This is a genomic window from Pseudomonas sp. GW822-FHT02E03, from assembly GCF_058802325.1.
On the sequence record NZ_JBXAOA010000066.1, the window covers coordinates 1 to 17,478 of the forward strand.

At 58.2% G+C, this 17,478-nt stretch carries 21 protein-coding genes; 11 read left to right on the plus strand and 10 right to left on the minus strand.

Annotated features, from left to right (window positions below):
* Positions 1-213 precede the first annotated feature (213 nt).
* On the minus strand, positions 214-1,026 hold the full coding sequence (gene trpA, locus AC1RQB_RS26720) for a tryptophan synthase subunit alpha (RefSeq protein ID WP_007902765.1): 813 nt from the start codon (positions 1,024-1,026) through the stop codon (positions 214-216).
* Complete coding sequence (trpB, locus tag AC1RQB_RS26725; RefSeq protein WP_008076184.1) at positions 1,026-2,255, minus strand: tryptophan synthase subunit beta; 1,230 nt, start codon at positions 2,253-2,255, stop codon at positions 1,026-1,028. The genes trpA and trpB overlap by 1 nt, the downstream gene beginning before the upstream one ends.
* 112 nt (positions 2,256-2,367) lie before the next feature.
* On the opposite strand from trpB, the gene AC1RQB_RS26730 reads away from it, so the two are divergent.
* A complete protein-coding gene (locus AC1RQB_RS26730; RefSeq protein WP_007902769.1) occupies positions 2,368-3,261 on the plus strand; it encodes a LysR family transcriptional regulator in 894 nt (297 codons plus the stop codon).
* Here AC1RQB_RS26730 and AC1RQB_RS26735 read toward each other — a convergent pair.
* Entirely contained in the window at positions 3,258-3,584 is a 327-nt protein-coding gene (locus tag AC1RQB_RS26735) for an ElaB/YgaM/YqjD family protein (RefSeq protein ID WP_007902771.1), read from the minus strand. The two genes, AC1RQB_RS26730 and AC1RQB_RS26735, sit on opposite strands and share 4 nt — an antisense overlap.
* 154 nt (positions 3,585-3,738) lie before the next feature.
* Between AC1RQB_RS26735 and AC1RQB_RS26740 the strand changes: the two genes are divergently transcribed.
* Both AC1RQB_RS26740 and AC1RQB_RS26745 read left to right on the plus strand, forming a co-directional pair.
* On the plus strand, positions 3,739-3,954 hold the full coding sequence (locus AC1RQB_RS26740; RefSeq protein WP_007902773.1) for a dodecin: 216 nt from the start codon (positions 3,739-3,741) through the stop codon (positions 3,952-3,954).
* A gap of 130 nt (positions 3,955-4,084) precedes the next feature.
* Positions 4,085-4,309, plus strand: coding sequence for a DUF1161 domain-containing protein (locus AC1RQB_RS26745; protein ID WP_030129628.1), 225 nt, complete (start codon positions 4,085-4,087; stop codon positions 4,307-4,309).
* 64 nt (positions 4,310-4,373) lie between these two features.
* Here AC1RQB_RS26745 and AC1RQB_RS26750 read toward each other — a convergent pair whose 3' ends face one another.
* Positions 4,374-5,375 (minus strand): LLM class flavin-dependent oxidoreductase, encoded by a 1,002-nt coding sequence (locus AC1RQB_RS26750; RefSeq protein WP_063341978.1) that lies wholly within the window; start codon positions 5,373-5,375, stop codon positions 4,374-4,376.
* Between the two features lie 238 nt (positions 5,376-5,613).
* Here AC1RQB_RS26750 and AC1RQB_RS26755 point away from each other — a divergent pair, with 238 nt between their 5' ends.
* A complete protein-coding gene (locus AC1RQB_RS26755; protein ID WP_007902777.1) occupies positions 5,614-6,045 on the plus strand; it encodes an OsmC family protein in 432 nt (143 codons plus the stop codon).
* A 171-nt stretch (positions 6,046-6,216) separates the two neighbouring features.
* Positions 6,217-6,450 (plus strand): DUF1161 domain-containing protein, encoded by a 234-nt coding sequence (locus AC1RQB_RS26760; RefSeq protein WP_007902778.1) that lies wholly within the window; start codon positions 6,217-6,219, stop codon positions 6,448-6,450.
* A gap of 6 nt (positions 6,451-6,456) precedes the next feature.
* Here the strand turns inward: AC1RQB_RS26760 and AC1RQB_RS26765 are convergent, their stop codons facing one another.
* Complete coding sequence (locus AC1RQB_RS26765; RefSeq protein ID WP_007902779.1) at positions 6,457-6,876, minus strand: PA0061/PA0062 family lipoprotein; 420 nt, start codon at positions 6,874-6,876, stop codon at positions 6,457-6,459.
* Positions 6,877-6,916: 40 nt separating this feature from the next.
* Positions 6,917-7,333 carry a PA0061/PA0062 family lipoprotein gene (locus AC1RQB_RS26770; protein ID WP_063341979.1) on the minus strand — a complete coding sequence of 139 codons (417 nt, stop codon included), beginning with the start codon at positions 7,331-7,333 and terminating at the stop codon, positions 6,917-6,919.
* A gap of 58 nt (positions 7,334-7,391) precedes the next feature.
* On the opposite strand from AC1RQB_RS26770, the gene AC1RQB_RS26775 reads away from it, so the two are divergent.
* The gene (locus AC1RQB_RS26775) at positions 7,392-8,483 is read left to right on the plus strand and encodes an aminopeptidase (RefSeq protein ID WP_063341980.1); all 1,092 of its coding nucleotides are present in this window, start codon (positions 7,392-7,394) and stop codon (positions 8,481-8,483) included.
* A 112-nt stretch (positions 8,484-8,595) separates the two neighbouring features.
* On the opposite strand, the gene AC1RQB_RS26780 is transcribed toward AC1RQB_RS26775, so the two are convergent.
* Positions 8,596-9,246 (minus strand): HAD family hydrolase, encoded by a 651-nt coding sequence (locus AC1RQB_RS26780; protein ID WP_063341981.1) that lies wholly within the window; start codon positions 9,244-9,246, stop codon positions 8,596-8,598.
* A gap of 45 nt (positions 9,247-9,291) precedes the next feature.
* Positions 9,292-9,837 (minus strand): gamma carbonic anhydrase family protein, encoded by a 546-nt coding sequence (locus AC1RQB_RS26785; RefSeq protein ID WP_007902790.1) that lies wholly within the window; start codon positions 9,835-9,837, stop codon positions 9,292-9,294.
* 62 nt (positions 9,838-9,899) lie between these two features.
* Here AC1RQB_RS26785 and prlC point away from each other — a divergent pair, with 62 nt between their 5' ends.
* Together prlC and AC1RQB_RS26795 are read left to right on the plus strand one after the other, a co-directional pair.
* Complete coding sequence (gene prlC / locus AC1RQB_RS26790) at positions 9,900-11,990, plus strand: oligopeptidase A (RefSeq protein WP_198537200.1); 2,091 nt, start codon at positions 9,900-9,902, stop codon at positions 11,988-11,990.
* Positions 11,987-12,274 (plus strand): YheV family putative zinc ribbon protein, encoded by a 288-nt coding sequence (locus tag AC1RQB_RS26795; protein WP_008076201.1) that lies wholly within the window; start codon positions 11,987-11,989, stop codon positions 12,272-12,274. The genes prlC and AC1RQB_RS26795 overlap by 4 nt, the downstream gene beginning before the upstream one ends.
* Positions 12,275-12,316: 42 nt before the next feature.
* Here the strand turns inward: AC1RQB_RS26795 and AC1RQB_RS26800 are convergent, their stop codons facing one another.
* Together AC1RQB_RS26800 and AC1RQB_RS26805 are read right to left on the minus strand one after the other, a co-directional pair.
* Complete coding sequence (locus AC1RQB_RS26800) at positions 12,317-12,961, minus strand: dual specificity protein phosphatase family protein (RefSeq protein WP_081235253.1); 645 nt, start codon at positions 12,959-12,961, stop codon at positions 12,317-12,319.
* Between the two features lie 255 nt (positions 12,962-13,216).
* Complete coding sequence (locus AC1RQB_RS26805; protein WP_063341983.1) at positions 13,217-13,522, minus strand: hypothetical protein; 306 nt, start codon at positions 13,520-13,522, stop codon at positions 13,217-13,219.
* 230 nt (positions 13,523-13,752) lie between these two features.
* Here AC1RQB_RS26805 and AC1RQB_RS26810 point away from each other — a divergent pair, with 230 nt between their 5' ends.
* From AC1RQB_RS26810 to AC1RQB_RS26820, 3 genes are all read left to right on the plus strand, one after another.
* The gene (locus AC1RQB_RS26810; RefSeq protein WP_063341984.1) at positions 13,753-14,811 is read left to right on the plus strand and encodes a PA0069 family radical SAM protein; all 1,059 of its coding nucleotides are present in this window, start codon (positions 13,753-13,755) and stop codon (positions 14,809-14,811) included.
* Between the two features lie 244 nt (positions 14,812-15,055).
* Positions 15,056-15,787 (plus strand): carbonic anhydrase, encoded by a 732-nt coding sequence (locus AC1RQB_RS26815; RefSeq protein ID WP_008076209.1) that lies wholly within the window; start codon positions 15,056-15,058, stop codon positions 15,785-15,787.
* An 84-nt stretch (positions 15,788-15,871) separates the two neighbouring features.
* Positions 15,872-17,398 (plus strand): SulP family inorganic anion transporter, encoded by a 1,527-nt coding sequence (locus tag AC1RQB_RS26820; protein ID WP_008076211.1) that lies wholly within the window; start codon positions 15,872-15,874, stop codon positions 17,396-17,398.
* Positions 17,399-17,478: the final 80 nt, after the last annotated feature.

Here is a 17,478-nt window from a genome sequence, read left to right on the forward strand (position 1 = left end):
AATGATCTCCGATGAGCCCCCGGTGAAAGCTTAGTGGGCGATCACAGGGGGCAGCGGGGGTAGCCATTTCATTAGGGGAATGCGATACCTCTGTAGGAGCTGCCGAAGGCTGCGATCTTTTTGTGGGCTCCAGAACGTAGTCCTGAAGCCCTCGGTCTTGCTGTTTAGTCTGTGCCGCGAGGCTCTAATTCCGCTGTATCAGGAACTTTACCTTCAGCTGACCCGCGCTTTACGTACGCCGTCAGACAAGGCTGCGCACAAGCTGAGTACGCCCTCCACAGCCTGATCCGGCGTCGAGGCATTGGCGATGTGATCGATCAATGCCGACCCCACCACCACACCGTCTGCCAGACGCGCGATGGACGCGGCTTGTTCCGGTGTACGGATACCAAAACCGATGCTGATCGGCAGATCGGTATGGCGACGCAGACGGGTGACGGCTTCTTCGACATGTTCCAGAGTCGCCGCGCCCGCACCGGTCACACCCGCCACCGATACGTAGTAAACAAAGCCGGAACTGCCGTTCAATACAGTCGGCAAGCGCACGTCATCAGTCGTCGGAGTGGTCAGACGGATGAAGTCCAGGCCCGCCGCCTGTGCCGGGTCGCACAGCTCGCCATTATGCTCGGGCGGCATGTCGACCACGATCAGGCCATCGACACCGGCCTCTTTGGCTTCAGCGATGAAACGCGGCACGCCGTACATGTGAATCGGGTTGAAGTAACCCATCAGCACCAGCGGCGTATCGGTATTGCCTTCGCGGAACTCGCGAACCATTTGCAGGGTTTTCGCCAGGTTCTGTTTGGCACCCAAGGCACGAATGTTGGCCAGTTGAATCGCCGGGCCATCGGCCATCGGATCGGTGAAGGGCATGCCCAACTCGATTACGTCGGCACCCGCTCCCGGCAAGCCTTTGAGGATCGCCAGCGACGTGTCGTAGCTCGGATCGCCAGCGGTCACGAAGGTCACCAGGGCGGCGCGATTCTGTTCCTTGAGTTCGGCAAAACGCGTTTGCAGGCGGCTCATCAGTGTTTCTCCTGCTTGGATTGCTGAGAGTGTTCCATGTGGTGCATCACGGTCTGCATGTCTTTGTCACCACGGCCGGACAGATTGACCACCATCAGGTGATCTTTCGGCAGCGTCGGTGCGCGTTTGAACACTTCGGCCAAGGCATGGGCGCTTTCCAGTGCAGGAATAATCCCTTCCAGTCGACAGCATTTGTGGAACGCATCGAGGGCTTCGTCGTCGGTCACCGAGGTGTACTGGACGCGGCCGATGTCATGCAACCAGGCGTGTTCCGGGCCAATGCCTGGATAGTCGAGGCCGGCAGAGATCGAGTGAGCGTCGATGATCTGACCATCTTCGTCCTGCAACAGGAAAGTTCGGTTGCCGTGCAGCACACCCGGTACGCCGCCGTTCAGGCTGGCCGCGTGCTTGCCGGTTTCGATGCCGTAACCGGCGGCTTCGACGCCGATGATCTCGACGCTCTTGTCATCGAGGAACGGGTGGAACAGACCCATGGCGTTGGAACCACCACCGATGCACGCCACCAGACTGTCTGGCAGACGGCCTTCCTGGGCTTGCAACTGCTCGCGGGTTTCCTTGCCGATCACAGCCTGGAAGTCACGAACCATGGCCGGGTACGGGTGCGGACCGGCCACGGTGCCGATCAGATAGAAAGTGCTGTCGACGTTGGTCACCCAGTCACGCAGAGCTTCGTTCATCGCATCTTTAAGGGTGCCGGTGCCGGCGACCACCGGAATCACTTCGGCGCCCAACAACTTCATGCGAAACACGTTGGCTTGCTGACGTTCGATGTCAGTGGTGCCCATGTAGATCACGCAATCGAGGCCGAAACGCGCGGCCACGGTGGCGGTCGCCACGCCGTGCATGCCGGCGCCGGTCTCGGCAATGATGCGTTTCTTGCCCATGCGCCGCGCCAGCAGGATCTGGCCGATGCAGTTGTTGATCTTGTGCGCGCCGGTGTGGTTCAGCTCTTCGCGCTTGAGGTAAATCTTCGCGCCGCCACAGAACTCTGTCAGACGCTCGGCGAAATACAGTGGGCTTGGGCGTCCGACGTAATCTCGCTGGAAGTAGGCCAATTCTTCTTTGAACGCCGGATCTTCCTTGGCCGCTTCGTATTCGCGGGCCAGATCGAGGATCAACGGCATCAGGGTTTCGGCGACGTAACGGCCACCGAACGCGCCGAACAGGCCGTTGGCGTCGGGGCCGTTGCGCAGATTAGTCTGGGTCATGGGTCGCTCCAGTTGTATTCGAGAGGTGACGATGGGGTTCACTCTACCCCTGACGTCCCGCACTGAAAACCGATAAGATCGCCACAACCTGTCAGGAAAACTCACAGATCCCATGAGCCACGACCTTCCTCCGCTGAACGCCCTTCGCGCCTTCGAAGCCACTGCCCGCCTGAACAGCGTCAGTCAGGCCGCCGAACAGCTGCACGTCACTCATGGTGCGGTCAGTCGACAACTCAAGGCGCTGGAAGAACACCTCGGTGTGAGTCTGTTCATCAAGGATGGACGCGGCCTGAAACTCACAGATGCCGGTGTCCGTTTGCGCGATGTCAGCGGTGAGGCCTTCGAGCGATTGCGCAGCGTTTGCGCCGAACTGACCCAAAGCACCGCCGATGCGCCGTTCGTGCTCGGCTGTTCGGGCAGCTTGCTGGCGCGCTGGTTCATTCCGCGTTTGGGGCGGCTCAATGCGGATCTGCCGGATCTGCGTTTGCACCTGTCGGCTGGCGAAGGCGATCTCGATCCACGACGACCCGGCCTGGATGCTCTGTTGGTATTTGCCGAGCCGCCATGGCCGGCGGACATGCAGGTCTACGAATTGGCCAGCGAACGCATCGGCCCGGTCATGAGCCCACGATTCGTCGGCTGCGAAAGGCTGCAGAATGCACCGGCTCACGCGCTGCTGACCGAACCCTTGCTGCACACCACCTCACGTCCGCAAGCCTGGCCGAGTTGGGCACAGCAAAGCGGCCTCGACGGCAAGGCGCTGAAGTATGGTCAGGGTTTCGAGCATTTGTATTATTTGCTGGAGGCAGCAGTCGCCGGGCTGGGCGTGGCCATCGCGCCCGAGCCGCTGGTGGCCGAAGACTTGAAGGCCGGTCGCCTGGTTGCGCCATGGGGCTTCTGTGAAACCCCGGCGCAACTGGCGTTGTGGCTACCCAAGCGCGCCGCGGACGGGCGCGCTCGGCAGCTGGCGCAGTGGCTTAAAAACGAACTGCGCCAGGCATCTTAATTACCGCGTTTGCACAGCAGATAGGCCGCCAGAAGACCCAGCGCACCGACTGCGACACCGGCCGTAGTCCAAGGGTGTTCCTGGGCGTAGTCACGTGTCGCGATCCCGGTTTCACGGGTTTTGACCTTGACCTCTTCATAGGCATCGGAGAGCAGATGACGCGAATGCTTCAGCGCGTTTTCGGCGTTGATTTTCAGCGTTTTAAGGGTTTTACGCGATTCGTCCGAGGCGTCGTCCTTCAGGCTTTCCAACGATTTCAGCAGACTCTCGATCTCGGCTTCCATGCTTTGCAATGAGGCTTTACGTAACGAGGTGTTGGCCATGGTGAATCTCCTGCATTGTTTGAGTTGCGTGTGTTGGTTGGGACTTCAGGGGTTTGAGAAAGTGCAGTAAATCTGAAATTCCCCTCGGATTGGTCGACAGAAGAAATAAGAAAAATCACTGCTAGGCTGTAATTCACACCCTTAGGAGAACGCCATGACTGACCATCACACCTACAAGAAAGTCGAGCTGGTCGGCTCATCCACCACCAGCATTGAAGACGCCATCAACAATGCCCTGGCCGAAGCCAACAAAAGTCTGAAGTACATGGAATGGTTTGAAGTGACCGAAACCCGCGGACACATCAAGGACGGCAAAGCTGCACACTTCCAGGTGACGCTCAAAGTCGGATTTCGGATTGCCAGTAGCTGAGCTTTAACTAGTCTTCTGAACTTGCGCGCCGGCCGAATGCCATAGGGAATGGCAAAGCGCTACGTGGAGAGTGCGTCCGGCCGATAGCTGGATGCGCTCCCCCTATTGATCCGACCAGGGAGTGCAACCCATGAAGAAGTTTATTTTGGCGATAGGTTTGTTGAGCCTTGCGGGAACAGCCTTTGCCCAAGGCAAGTCGTGCGACGAGCTGAAAGCCGAAATCTCAGCGAAACTGGATGCCAAGGGCGTTTCCAATTACACACTGGAGATCGTCGATAAAGGCGCTGCTGCTGACGGAAAAGTCGTTGGCACCTGTGAAAAAGGCTCCAGGCAAATCGTCTACAAGCAGGGCTGACCGCCCTCGAAAATGAAAAAGCCGACGCAATGGCGTCGGCTTTTTTGTAGGCGCTGTTTGCGCCTCAGCCCTTCATGACCTGCGCCAGCAACTCATAGGAATGCACGCGATCGGCATGTTCGTACAGGTCACAGGTAAAAATCAGCTCATCGGCCTGCGTCTGTTCGATCAGCACTTCCAGCTTGGCGCGAATTTTCTGCGGGCTGCCGACCATGGCAAGGCCAAGGAAATCACCGACCGCTTCTTTCTCATGAGGCAGCCACAGACCGTCCATAGTCTTCACTGGCGGACGTTGCACCAGGCTCTGACCACGCATCAACGCGAGAATCCGCTGGTAGACCGAAGTGGCCAGGTAATCGGCCTGCTCATCAGTGTCTGCAGCCACCAGTGGCACGCCGAGCATCACGTAAGGCTTATCCAAAACCGCTGAAGGCTTGAAGTGGTTGCGGTAGACGCGAATCGCCTCATGCATGAAGCGCGGTGCGAAATGTGAAGCGAAGGCGTAGGGCAAACCGCGCTCACCCGCCAACTGCGCACTGAACAGGCTCGAACCCAGCAACCAGACCGGGACATTGGTGCCGGTACCCGGCATGGCAATGATCCGCTGGTCTGGCGTGCGTGGGCCGAGGTAGCGCATCAGTTCAGTCACGTCTTGCGGGAAGTCGTCGGCGCTGCCGGAGCGCTCACGACGCAAGGCGCGAGCGGTCATTTGATCGGAGCCAGGCGCGCGACCCAGGCCCAGATCGATCCGTCCCGGGTACAGACTTTCAAGGGTGCCGAACTGCTCGGCGATCACCAGTGGCGCGTGGTTGGGCAGCATCACGCCCCCCGAACCGACACGAATGGTCGAAGTGCCCCCAGCCAGATAGCCCAGCAGAACCGAGGTCGCCGAACTGGCGATCCCGTCCATGTTGTGGTGCTCGGCGACCCAGAAGCGGTTATAGCCGAATTTTTCGACGTGCTGCGCCAGGTCCAGGGAATTGTGCAGAGACTGGGCCGCACTGCCGTTCTCCCGCACGGGCACCAGATCGAGGGTCGAGAACCTGATATCGGATAGTCGTTTCATAAACCTGCTTCTCCAATGGGTAAGCAGGTTTTTTCACGAACGAAAACCTGCCGAGTCTATAAGCGTGTTCTATGCAATGAGGGCATATACCCGAGTTTCAATAGGGGAGACAAAATTCCTACGCGATTAGAGGACCGATCAGATGAGGTGAACTTTGCCGGACGGTCTATCCTCAGAACCCTGGTAACCGAAAACCACGAAGGCGCGACGTCCCGCGCCGGATCTTGAGGAGGCAGACATGGCTATCACAAAGAAAGCATCGGCTCATTGGGAAGGTGATCTGAAAACCGGCATCGGCTCGATTTCCACGGAAACCGGTGTCCTCAGAGACGCGCCCTACGGCTTCAAGGCCCGTTTCGAAGGGGGTAAAGGCACCAATCCGGAAGAGCTGATCGGCGCGGCTCACGCGGGCTGTTTCTCCATGGCGTTTTCAATGATTCTCGGCGAGGCCAACCTTAAGGCCGACAGTATCGACACCAATGCCGAGGTTACCCTGGACCAGGTAGACGGTGGCTTTGCAATCACAGCGGTAAAACTGATTCTCAAGGCGAAAATCCCCGGAGCGACCCAAGCGCAATTCGAGGAACTGAGCAACAAGGCCAAAGAAGGCTGCCCGGTGTCCAAAGTGTTGAATGCGAAAATCAGCCTGGATGCGACGTTGGTCAGCTGATAATGGGTTGATACGCTAGCTGATAAGAGATCGCAGCCTTCGCGGGCTCCCTTGCGCAGGTTGCGGTCTTTTTTTGTCCTGAAACATAACCAGACTGACAAAACTGTGGTCGAATAAATGACAGCAGCTTCAGCGCATCACCATGCGCGCTGCCTCAAGGGAGCTTCAACCATGAAACGTTTTGCCTTGGCGGTTATCTGTTGCACGCTGGCCACATCGGCCCTCGCGGCACCGAAATCCTGTGAGGAACTCAAGGCCGAGATCGAAGCCAAGATCCAGGCCAATAACGTCTCGTCCTACACCCTGGAAATCGTCACCAACGACGAAGTCCACGATCAGAACATGGTGGTCGGCACGTGCGAAAACGGCACCAAAAAAATCATCTACCAAAAAAATGATCGCTGATTCGTCTCACATGACGCAGTTGGCCAGCCGATCTTCGGCGACAATTTCCCGCTTGGCATTGTAGAGCCGGGCGCTGGGGGTGAACGCTATAGAACGCGCTTCCAGCAGGTAACGCTGGCCGGCCTCGAAATGGTCGTAGTTGATGGTCAGGTAGCACAGCCGCTCCAGCGGAGCATTCATCAAGCCCGAGCCGCCACCAAACACTTCAAAATCGAAACGTACCCTTAGTTCATGGCTACCCGGGGTGACCTGGAAGTAACGCCCGTCGCTCAGCCGCTGATTGTCCAGCCGGTCGGCCATCAGCAGTTTCCCGCCGGGGCTCGGCGTAGCGAAGTCGACCCAGGCCATCTGCGGATTGACCGCCGGTAACGGACTCGTGCAACCGACAAAGGCGCCTGCAGCGAGCAACAGCAACAACCTGCGCATGATGAATTTCCCAAGGACTGATAATTCAGCATAGCGTCGATCAAGTACGTTGGCAGCCTGCCGGTTTGCCCTGTCCAATCACTTTTCGCTGTTGATCATAGAGCTTCGCCCACGGCCGAAAGCCGATATACCCCGCTTGCAGCTGATATCGCTGACCGGCGTTGAAGTCCTTGAATTTCACATTCAACTGGCAGTCGCGCCACAGCGGCTCGGCGTCAGGGCCAATGTTGGTCGGCTGGACAGCGAACAAGTAGCGAACCGTCAGCTCATGGCTACCCGGCTGTACCTCGAAGTAGCGCTTGTCGATGGAAGCCTTGTCATCGACTTCTATCGCTTGCAGCGCGGTGTCTTCCTGCCGTGTATCCAGATCGATCCATGCCTGTGAAGGATCAGGGGTAGGTAGTCCAGCACAACCGGCCAGCATCAGCAGGCCTCCCGTCAGCATCAACTTGCGCATAGCGGAGCTCCAATAGGCGGGATAGTCTTGCGGGCAGACTTTCCAGGGATGATTCATTTTGATCAGGCCGCGTCCAAGCCTTGGGTTACTTGATCGCGTTTTACGCATTTTGTTTCCGGGGATGTTTCTTTTGTTATTGAACGGCTGCACCAGCATCAGCTATTACGGCCAATTGGCCAGTGGTCAGCTGCACTTGCTGCGGGCACGGGAGCCGGTTTCCAGTGTGATTGCCGATCCAGACCGCGATCAGCAATTGCGCGCGCATCTGGCCCAATCACAAAAGGCCCGGACATTTGCCAGCCAACACCTGCACCTGCCGGACAACCAGAGCTACCGCCTGTACGCCGACATTGGCCGACCGTTTGTAGTCTGGAACGTCTTTGTCACGCCGGAATTTTCGCTGAAGCCGCAGAACCATTGCTTCCCCATCGCGGGCTGCGTCGCCTATCGCGGTTATTACAGCCAGAGTGCTGCCCGCGGTGAGGCCGCATTGCAACGTCTGCAAGGTATGGACGTGTCGATTGGCGGCGTCGAGGCCTATTCGACGCTCGGTTGGTTTAACGACCCGATCATGAGCTCGATGATGGGTTGGGGCGACGAACGGTTAGCCACGCTGATTTTTCACGAACTCGCCCATCAACGTGTCTATGTGAAAGACGACACCGAGTTCAACGAGTCCTTCGCCACCTTCGTCGAGCAGGAGGGCACTCGCCAATGGCGCGCATTCCGAGGCCTGCCACCGGATAACCGAGCGTTGGCACAGCAACGCGACCAGTTCATCCAATTGGTTTTGGACGCACGCAAGAGACTGGAGCAGCTTTACGCCTTGCCACTGCCTGCCGAGCAAATGCGCGAGCGAAAAGCAGCAGAGTTCGAACAATTGCGCCGTGATTACCAGACGCTACGCGACAGCCAATGGGCGGGGAACAAACGCTACGATGCCTGGATCAACACCCCGATGAACAATGCTCGACTGTTGCCGTTTGGTTTGTATGACCAATGGGTGCCGGCGTTTGCCGCGCTATTCAGACAGGTCGAGGGGGATTGGGTGAGGTTTTATGCGGCGGTGGAGAAATTGGGCGCGTTACCGGTTGGGGAGCGTAAGGCGGCGTTGAAAGTGTTGGCCGGATCAGCGAGCTCCGGTGGCTGAGCGGGCCTCTTCGCGGGCAAGCCCGCTCCCACATTAGATCGGTGTATGCCAATGCCCTTTGGCCAGACATAAAACCCTGTGGGAGCGAGGCTTGCCCGCGAAGGCAATTCAACTAACGCTGCAAAAACGCCTGATGCATCTCCTCTAGCGTCTCGAAGTGATACGCCGGGGCTTCTGCGCTCAATTCTTCCCGGCTGCCAAACCCATAACCCACCGCCGCTGCGTCCAGTCCATTGCTGCGAGCGCCGATCAGATCGTGTTTACGGTCGCCAATCATCAGCGTATTGGCCGGGTCGAGACCTTCTTCGGCCATCAAATGCGCAATCAGCTCGACCTTGTTGGTCCGCGTGCCATCCAGCTCGCTGCCGTAAATCACTTTGAAATGTTTGGCGAAGTCGAAGTGTCGGGCGATTTCCCGGGCGAAAACCCATGGCTTGGAAGTTGCGATGTACAGCTGTCGTCCTTGCCCACCGAGGGTTTCCAGCAGCGGCGTGACGCCGTCGAACACACGGTTTTCATACAGACCGGTGACTTTGAAGCGCTCGCGATAGAAATTCACCGCTTCCCAGGCTTTGGGCTCGTCGAAGTCGTAGAACTGCATGAACGCCTGCAACAACGGCGGACCGATGAAGTGCTCGAGCCTGGTCAGGTCCGGCTCATCGATCCCCAGTTTGCCCAAGGCGAACTGGATGGAGCGGGTAATGCCTTCACGTGGGTCGGTCAGCGTGCCATCGAGGTCGAACAGTACGGTTTGGTAATGCATGAAAATTCCTGGGCAATAGGGAGGCACTTTCCATTATCAAGCGGCTTAGAGTTGGTCGTAACCTTCGGCCAGGTGCAGATCCTTGAGCTTCACGTAGTTCGCCGCGCTGTAGGTGAAAAAGGCTTTTTCCTTGTCAGTCAGAGGTCGGATCTGTTTCACCGGGCTGCCAACATAGAGGAACCCGCTTTCCAGGCGCTTGCCCGGGGGTACCAGGCTGCCAGCGCCGATGATCACATCGTCCTCGACCACCGCACCGTCCATGACGATGCTGCCCATACCGATCAGAATCCGGTTCCCCACGGCGCAACCATGAAGCATGACTTTATGCGCGATGGTCACGTCGTCACCGATCAGCAGCGGGAAGCCATCGGGGTTGAATGGTCCGGCGTGGGTAATGTGCAACACGCAGCCGTCCTGCACGCTGGTGCGCGCACCGATACGGATGCGGTGCATGTCGCCGCGGATCACTGTCAGCGGCCAGACGGAGCTGTCTTCGCCGATTTCGACGTCACCGATCACCACCGCCGAGCCGTCGACAAAGGCGCCTTTGCCCAGCAGCGGCGTGTGGTTCTGATACTTGCGAAGGGTCACGATAGGCTCTCTCTCTTTTGCTGATAGCTGCGGTGAGCGTCGATTGTAATTAAGATGGGGCCATGTTTCTTCCCGCATGTTTTCCAGCCAAGGTGCCAACCGTGAGCGTGAACAACCCTCTTTTGCAGTCCTACGACCTGCCGCCGTTCTCGGCGATCCGTGCCGAACACGTACAACCGGCCATTGAAAAGATCCTGGCTGACAACCGCGCCGCCATCGTCGATATCCTCCAAACCCAAGGCACACAACCGACCTGGGCCGGCCTGGTGCTGGCGATGGATGAGCTCAACGATCGTCTGGGCGCCGCCTGGAGCCCGGTCAGCCATCTCAATGCCGTGTGCAACAGCGCTGAGTTGCGCGAAGCCTATGAGTCCTGCCTGCCGGCCCTGAGCGCCTACGCCACCGAGCTGGGCCAGAACCGTGAGCTGTTTCAGGCCTATGAAGCGCTGGCCAACAGCCCTGAGGCCGCCGGTTTCGATGTGGCGCAGAAAACCATCCTGGAACACGCTTTGCGCGACTTCCGTCTGTCGGGTATCGACCTGCCTGAAGCCGAACAAAAGCGTTATGCCGACGTGCAGAGCAAACTGTCGGAGCTGGGCAGCCGCTTCTCCAACCAGTTGCTCGACGCCACCCAGGCCTGGACCAAGCACGTCACCGACGAAGCCGCCCTCGCCGGCCTGACCGAGTCGGCCAAGGCGCAAATGGCCGCCGCCGCGCAAGCCAAAGGGCTGGATGGCTGGTTGATCACCCTGGAATTCCCGAGTTACTACGCAGTGATGACCTACGCCCAGGACCGCGCCCTGCGTGAAGAAGTCTATGCCGCCTACTGCACCCGTGCGTCGGACCAAGGCCCGAATGCCGGTCAGAATGACAACGGCCCGGTCATGGAGGAAATCCTCGACCTGCGTCAGGAACTGGCAAAACTATTGGGCTTCACCAGCTTCTCGGAGCTGAGCCTGGCCACCAAAATGGCCGAGTCCAACGATCAGGTGCTGAGTTTCTTGCGCGACCTGGCCAAACGCAGCAAGCCGTTCGCCGTCCAGGATCTGCAACAGCTCAAGGCCTACGCCGCCGAACAAGGTTGCCCGGACCTGCAAAGCTGGGACAGCGGTTTCTACGGGGAAAAACTTCGCGAACAGCGCTACAGCGTCGCCCAGGAAACCCTTCGCGCGTACTTCCCGATCGACAAGGTGCTGGGAGGGCTGTTCAGCATCGTCCAGCGCCTGTACGGCATCGAGATCGCCGAGCTGAAGGGCTTCGACACCTGGCATCCGGACGTTCGCCTGTTCGAAATCAAGGAAAACGGCCAGCACGTCGGTCGTTTCTTCTTCGACCTGTACGCCCGCGCCAACAAACGCGGCGGGGCCTGGATGGACGGCGCCCGCGATCATCGCCGCACAATCAACGGCGTGCTGCAAAGCCCGGTGGCGAATCTGGTGTGCAACTTCACCCCGGCCGACAGCGGTAAACCGGCCCTTCTGACCCACGATGAAGTGACCACCCTGTTCCACGAATTCGGTCACGGCCTGCATCACCTGCTGACCCGCGTCGAGCACGCTGGTGTGTCCGGCATCAATGGCGTGGCTTGGGATGCGGTCGAACTGCCAAGCCAGTTCATGGAAAACTGGTGCTGGGAGCCGGAAGGTCTGGCGCTGATTTCCGGTCACTACGAAACCGGCGAGCCGTTGCCTCAGGATCTGCTGGAGAAAATGCTCGCGGCGAAGAACTTCCAGTCCGGCCTGATGATGGTCCGCCAACTGGAGTTCTCGCTGTTCGACTTCGAATTGCACGCCACCCACGGCGACGGCCGCAGCGTGCTGCAAGTGCTCGAAGGCGTACGCGACGAGGTCTCGGTCATGCGTCCGCCGGCCTACAACCGCTTCCCCAACAGCTTCGCCCACATCTTTGCCGGTGGTTACGCGGCGGGTTACTACAGTTATAAGTGGGCTGAAGTATTGTCGGCCGATGCCTTCTCGAAATTCGAAGAAGACGGCGTACTCAATGCCGAGACCGGTCGCGCCTTCCGCGAAGCGATCCTGGCACGGGGCGGTTCTCAGGAACCAATGGTGCTGTTCGTCGACTTCCGTGGCCGTGCGCCATCGATTGACGCACTCTTGCGCCATAGCGGCCTGAGTGAGGACGCAGCAGCATGAGTGAGGGATCTGTGATCACCAAAAAGCGCTTTATCGCCGGGGCGGTCTGCCCGGCCTGCAGCGAGCCGGACAAGTTGATGATGTGGAGCGAGGACACAGTTCCGCATCGCGAGTGCGTGGCCTGCGGTTATTCCGATACGCTGAATGAACAAGGTCTGTCGGTGCCCAAGGAGTTGGGCACGCGGGTCAATACCTCGGCGCTCAAGGTGCCGGACGCCAAGGTTCAGGCCGTGCAGTTTTTCCCGAACCCGAAGTTGAAGAAGAAGCCAGACGAGCAACACTGAATTCTGGAAATCACCTTCCACTGCGCAATGCAGTGGGAGGCCTTACTCGACATGGGCCGATTTGAACCAGTTCTTCATCGAACAACTGGCAAACGGACTGGTGCTGCAATCACCATTGGCCAGCGCCGTACGAAGTTTGTCGATATCGGCCTGCATCATGTAACGCACACCATCCTTGAAATGCGTGCTGTCACCAAAGCCGCCTTGGGTCATTTCATTCAGCGCGTCTTCCTTACTCCAACCCTGCACAACCACCCGGTACATCGCGGCCATCAGGCCAGTGCGGTCCGAGCCGTGTTTGCAGTGCATAAGCACCGGCCCTTTTGATTCGGCAGTTTGAATCGCACGCAGCACCTTGAGTACATCCGCATCATCCACATGATTGGTGCGATAAGGCAGGTGTACTTGAGTGATACCGGGTGCGGACAACCAGCTTGAGTCCGGTTCGGACAGGAAGTTGATTACAGTCCCGACGTTGAGTTTTTCCAGCAATTGCACCGAGCCAGCGTCAGGCAATGCGCTGCGATAGAGCATCGGGGACATCTCAAAGAGATTGTGTTGCATCTCCACTGGTTGAGCCCACTCCGCAGGACGGGGAGAGGAGCTGTCGTCAGCGAGGGCCAACGTCAGGTTGAATAATGAGACCAGCGACAAACACATCGCAGATATATAACGCGCTAGAGGCATGTTTGGGTAACTGTTCAGGAAGAGGGGAAGATGGCACCCAGCTTCAGTCCTGAACGGTCAAAGGTCTGTGAGCTGACCGTCAAAGAAATGTGAATCAGTCTTTTGAAGCTGCATTGGCGGGAAATCCAGGTTTTATCCGTCAACTCGGTTTATCTTCAGCACTTAACCAACTGCACCTTGCAATCACGCCTCTAAGCGTTAAATAAAAGCAAACCAATCCAACATGAACTTTCATGCAGGCCTGGCACTATAAATTCAAGGATTTACAATACTGGAATAAGCCTTGGCCAAAGCCAACAGTTTTGCCTTGTCGTCGCTGTCGATATCACCATCGCCGTCCACATCGCTGTTGACCGACTTTATGCTGAACGACCCGCCGCCATCGCTGGAGACGGCCTCTACGTAGACGGAATCGACCAGGGCCTCTGTCTGTACCTCGTTGACCTCATCCCAACCCAACTCTTTACGGGCAAGTTGCATCGATACTCGCGCTTCATGTGGATCGACAACACTGGGGACCAGTAATTGCAAAAAGATACCACGCTGATTTAAAAACGACATAGATTAATTCCTTTTAATAAGTATCCACGAAGACTTCGTGTGCAGTCGATAATACTGAGTTTATTAATTTCAGACTATCCGTTATATATTTCATCGAGTTGCAGCAAGATGCATTATTGAATAGTTAATACAGGCGCTCGACGCTGATCAAATGCTCAGGTGCCGAACGGCACTGGCCGCTTTTCCCCGCCTCGTTTACTGTATGCACATACAGTGAAGAGCATTAATCGATGAACACTCCCCTGCCACCCCGCAGTCGCGGCACCGCCACCAATCCGCACAATCGCTTCGCGCCCAATCGTTCCGTGGCCGAGGATGACGGCTGGTATCAGGAAGCGCCGATCACCCAAGGCACCGAGGTGCGCATCGAGACGGCAAAAACCATCATCACCCGCAATAACTCGCCAGACCTGCCGTTCGATCGCTCGATCAACCCCTATCGCGGCTGCGAGCATGGCTGCATCTATTGCTATGCACGGCCCAGTCACGCCTATTGGGATCTGTCACCGGGGCTGGATTTCGAAACCAGACTGATCGCCAAGACCAACGCCGCCGACGTGCTGGAAGAACAACTGTCCAAACGCGGCTATCAATGCGCGCCGATCAACCTTGGCTCCAATACCGACCCTTATCAGCCGATCGAGCGCGAACACAAAATCACCCGTAAAACCCTGGAAGTGCTGCTGCGTTACCGCCACCCGGTGACCATCATCACTAAAGGCTCGCTGATTCTTCGCGATCTGGACCTGCTGGCTGAACTCGCCGAGCAAAGGCTGGTGGCGGTAATGATCAGCCTGACCACGCTGGATGATGAACTCAAACGTATCCTCGAACCGCGCGCCGCGGCACCCAAGGCACGACTGCGGGCGATCCGGGTGATGCGCGAAGCCGGTATTCCTGTGGGAGTCTTGTGTTCACCCATGATTCCGATGATCAACGACAGCGAACTCGAAAGCCTGCTGGCCGAAGCCCATGCGGCCGGTGCACAAAGCGCGGCGTACATGATGTTGCGCCTGCCGCTGGAAGTGGCGCCGCTGTTCGAAGAGTGGCTGGCCGCCCACTATCCTCAGCGTGCAGCTCATGTGTTGAGCCTGATCCGCCAAAGCCGTGGGGGTGAACTCTACGACAGCCGATTCGGTGCCAGAATGCGCGGTGAAGGGCTGTTTGCCGACCTGTTGGCGCAACGCTTTGCCAAAACCATCAAGCGTCTGGGGCTCAATCGTCGGGAAGGTTTCAATCTGGATTGCGAATCCTTTTGTCCGCCGGGCCGCCAAATGTCGTTGATTTAAGGACAATTGGCCCTATGGTTGAGTAGTGAACACGACACCGCGTTTCGCGCCGGTCACGTTTTTTGTTACTTGGAATACTCGTTCTAGAGCGTTTTTATTCAGTTTGAGTTAAGTTTCAACGGCTACCTTGTTCATCGAGTGACTGACGGGTCTGGCTCTTCGACCTGGATGTTTTTTTAAACAGCCACTGGCTTCAACCGGACAAAACGGGAAAATTCCCTGACTCCGCCAAAGAGGATGAATCATGAGTGACAAGGATAAACAGCCGTTGGCTGCGTCGGCTTCAGCCCAACCCGAGGCGGAAACCGCCGATGCAGCGCTGCAGCATATCGTTGACGGCTTTTTGCACTTTCATCACGAGATCTTTCCGCAGCAGGAAGAACTCTTCAAAAAACTCGCCACGGCCCAGCGGCCTCGGGCGATGTTCATCGCGTGTGCCGATTCACGCATCGTTCCCGAACTGATTACCCAAAGCGCTCCCGGCGACTTGTTCGTGACCCGCAACGTCGGAAACGTCGTGCCGCCCTATGGGCAAATGAACGGCGGTGTTTCCACGGCCATCGAATACGCGGTGCTGGCTCTCGGCGTACAGCACATCATCATCTGTGGGCACTCCGACTGTGGCGCCATGCGCGCGGTGCTCAACCCGCAGAGCCTGGAAAAGATGCCGACGGTCAAAGCCTGGCTGCGTCATGCCGAAGTGGCAAAAACCATGGTCCAGGACAACTGCCATTGCACGGATGAAAACGAGAGCATGCACATCCTCACCGAAGAGAATGTGATTGCTCAGTTGCAACATTTGCGAACGCACCCATCAGTGGCCTCGCGCATGGCAAACGGTCAGCTGTTTATCCATGGTTGGGTCTACAACATCGAAACCAGCGAAATCCAGGCTTACGATGCGGATCAGGGTTGTTTCCTGCCGCTCGATGGCAGCCATCCCATTCCGGTGGCGACGCCCAAAGCGCGCTTCTAAATCCTCCTAAGTATGGTTTAGCCGAGGCTGCCGATCTGGCGGCACGGCTTTGCCACGCCTGAAAAAAACTCCGGGAGAGCCACAATGCGTGCCGCTCAATTAAAAGCTGTTCTGCCACGGGAGCTGCTGGCTTCGGTGGTTGTGTTTCTGGTCGCCCTGCCCTTGTGCATGGGCATCGCCATCGCCTCGGGCCTGCCACCGTCCAAAGGCCTGATCACCGGCATCATCGGTGGCCTGGTGGTCGGCTGGCTTGCCGGTTCGCCGCTGCAAGTCAGCGGCCCGGCAGCGGGTCTGGCGGTGTTAGTGTTCGAACTCGTGCGCCAGCACGGCATCGCCATGCTTGGACCGATCCTGCTACTGGCGGGTTTTCTGCAATTGGTGGCCGGGCGCCTGAAACTGGGTTGCTGGTTTCGGGTCACCGCTCCAGCGGTGGTGTACGGCATGCTCGCCGGGATTGGAGTGCTGATCGTGCTGTCACAGGTGCATGTGATGCTCGATGCTGTGCCCAAGCCATCGGGGCTGGATAACCTGGCGGCCTTCCCCGCTGCAGTGATTCAGGCTTTACCGTCGTTTGGCTGGCAGGCGGGTTTGCTCGGGTTGTCCACCATCGCCGTGATGTGGCTGTGGGAAAAATTTCGCCCGCACTCTCTGCGTTTCATTCCAGGAGCATTACTGGGGGTCGGTCTGGCAACGGTCGCCAGTCTGATGCTCGCATTGCAGGTCAAACGCGTGGAAGTCCCCGCCAACCTGGCGCAAGCCATCGACTGGCTACGCCCGGCAGACTTGCTCAATCTCGCAGACCCGGCCTTGCTGATCGCTGCCTTCGCCGTGGCCTTTATCGCCAGCGCCGAAACCCTGCTCTCGGCCGCTGCCGTGGACCGTATGCACAGCGGCCAGCGCTCGGACTTTGACCGCGAATTGTCGGCGCAAGGTGTAGGTAACATGCTCTGCGGGTTGCTCGGTGCGCTTCCGATGACCGGGGTGATCGTGCGCAGTTCGGCCAACGTCCAGGCCGGCGCCACCACCCGACTGTCGACGGTGTTTCATGGTCTGTGGTTGTTGGCTTTCGTGTTGCTGCTGTCGAGCGTGCTGCAAAGCATTCCGGTGGCAAGCCTGGCAGGCGTGCTGGTTTACACCGGCTTCAAACTGGTGGACCTCAAGGCCTTTCGCGGTCTGGGCCGTTATGGCCGGATGCCGATGTTCACCTATGCGGCGACAGCTTTGGCAATCATCTTCACCGACCTGCTGACCGGCGTGCTGATCGGCTTTGGCCTGACACTGGCCAAACTGGCCTGGAAGGCTTCGCGCCTGAAAATCAGCCTGATCGATCTGCCGGCGGACGGCGAGATGGAGCTGCGACTGGTGGGGGCGGCGACCTTCCTCAAGGTACCGGCGCTGACCCAAGTGCTGGGGAGCATTCCGGCAGGTGCAACGGTGCATGTGCCGCTCAATAACCTGAGCTACATCGATCACTCGTGTCTGGAGTTGCTTGAGGAGTGGGGCCGGGCAAATGCGGCCAAGGGCTCGAAGCTGTTGATCGAAGCGCGGGGGTTGAAGCGTAGGCTTGAAGGACGGTTGCGAACTACAACCGGAGTAGGCTCAGCCGCTTAAAAACAATGTGGGAGCGGGGGGGGGGGGGGGGGGGGGGGGGGGGGGGGGGGGGGGGGGGGGGGGGGGGGGGGGGGGGGGGG

Coding starts and splice junctions, on each gene's coding strand:
- trpA (WP_007902765.1), bottom strand. CDS start 1,026: ATGAGCCGCCTGCAAACGCGTTTTGCCGAACTCAAGGAACAGAATCGC.
- trpB (WP_008076184.1), bottom strand. CDS start 2,255: ATGACCCAGACTAATCTGCGCAACGGCCCCGACGCCAACGGCCTGTTC.
- AC1RQB_RS26730 (WP_007902769.1), top strand. CDS start 2,368: ATGAGCCACGACCTTCCTCCGCTGAACGCCCTTCGCGCCTTCGAAGCC.
- AC1RQB_RS26735 (WP_007902771.1), bottom strand. CDS start 3,584: ATGGCCAACACCTCGTTACGTAAAGCCTCATTGCAAAGCATGGAAGCC.
- AC1RQB_RS26740 (WP_007902773.1), top strand. CDS start 3,739: ATGACTGACCATCACACCTACAAGAAAGTCGAGCTGGTCGGCTCATCC.
- AC1RQB_RS26745 (WP_030129628.1), top strand. CDS start 4,085: ATGAAGAAGTTTATTTTGGCGATAGGTTTGTTGAGCCTTGCGGGAACA.
- AC1RQB_RS26750 (WP_063341978.1), bottom strand. CDS start 5,375: ATGAAACGACTATCCGATATCAGGTTCTCGACCCTCGATCTGGTGCCC.
- AC1RQB_RS26755 (WP_007902777.1), top strand. CDS start 5,614: ATGGCTATCACAAAGAAAGCATCGGCTCATTGGGAAGGTGATCTGAAA.
- AC1RQB_RS26760 (WP_007902778.1), top strand. CDS start 6,217: ATGAAACGTTTTGCCTTGGCGGTTATCTGTTGCACGCTGGCCACATCG.
- AC1RQB_RS26765 (WP_007902779.1), bottom strand. CDS start 6,876: ATGCGCAGGTTGTTGCTGTTGCTCGCTGCAGGCGCCTTTGTCGGTTGC.
- AC1RQB_RS26770 (WP_063341979.1), bottom strand. CDS start 7,333: ATGCGCAAGTTGATGCTGACGGGAGGCCTGCTGATGCTGGCCGGTTGT.
- AC1RQB_RS26780 (WP_063341981.1), bottom strand. CDS start 9,246: ATGCATTACCAAACCGTACTGTTCGACCTCGATGGCACGCTGACCGAC.
- prlC (WP_198537200.1), top strand. CDS start 9,900: ATGTTTCTTCCCGCATGTTTTCCAGCCAAGGTGCCAACCGTGAGCGTG.
- AC1RQB_RS26795 (WP_008076201.1), top strand. CDS start 11,987: ATGAGTGAGGGATCTGTGATCACCAAAAAGCGCTTTATCGCCGGGGCG.
- AC1RQB_RS26800 (WP_081235253.1), bottom strand. CDS start 12,961: ATGCCTCTAGCGCGTTATATATCTGCGATGTGTTTGTCGCTGGTCTCA.
- AC1RQB_RS26805 (WP_063341983.1), bottom strand. CDS start 13,522: ATGTCGTTTTTAAATCAGCGTGGTATCTTTTTGCAATTACTGGTCCCC.
- AC1RQB_RS26810 (WP_063341984.1), top strand. CDS start 13,753: ATGAACACTCCCCTGCCACCCCGCAGTCGCGGCACCGCCACCAATCCG.
- AC1RQB_RS26815 (WP_008076209.1), top strand. CDS start 15,056: ATGAGTGACAAGGATAAACAGCCGTTGGCTGCGTCGGCTTCAGCCCAA.
- AC1RQB_RS26820 (WP_008076211.1), top strand. CDS start 15,872: ATGCGTGCCGCTCAATTAAAAGCTGTTCTGCCACGGGAGCTGCTGGCT.